Source organism: Citrobacter sp. VF227 (assembly GCF_052950715.1).
In genome coordinates this window covers 1-483 of the sequence record NZ_JBRFVF010000336.1, presented here as the reverse complement: position 1 = coordinate 483, position 483 = coordinate 1, and the positions used below count along the sequence as shown (strand labels likewise).

The following is a 483-nucleotide window of genomic DNA, read 5'->3' as shown; positions in this document are numbered from 1 at the left end:
GTCTGAGACACGAAAGGTTTCAGCGCCGCCTGGTGACGGTGACGGAGCAAGCCGCGGGCCCCGCGGGTTCACGATCGCAGTCACGAAGGAAGGCTGCGACCTAGGGCGAGCCTCCGGACGTTGCAATACATGATTAATGCTGAGTGACTGTTCGGCGCATCCGGCAGGGGCCAGATTTGGTAGGGAACCATTTTCGCCGGAGCTATTTCAATTCATGCGGTGTTCTTAACTCACGGTTTCAACCGCGTCGGTGCCCGCGTGCGACCCCGGCCACGGGAGGGCCGGGGTCGGTCTCGCTCAGACGGCGTCGGCGTCCTGGCGGGCGTCGGCGGAGCCGCCGACCGTCTGGATCGTCTCGAAACCTTCGAATTGCGGGTGGCCGAGATACAGGGGCTTGGTCGAGGGGACGCGACCGTGCGCCTTGCGGAATTGCTCGGACCGGGTCCAGGCCTCGAAATCCGCGCGCGATCGCCAGATCGTGTG

The 483-nt window shown here is 64.6% G+C and carries 1 protein-coding gene; it reads right to left on the bottom strand.

Annotated features, from left to right (window positions below):
• Positions 1–297: 297 nt before the first annotated feature.
• A partial coding sequence (locus tag ACU8YC_RS26620) for an antibiotic biosynthesis monooxygenase family protein (protein WP_446896208.1) occupies positions 298–483 on the bottom strand: 186 nt, incomplete at its 5' end.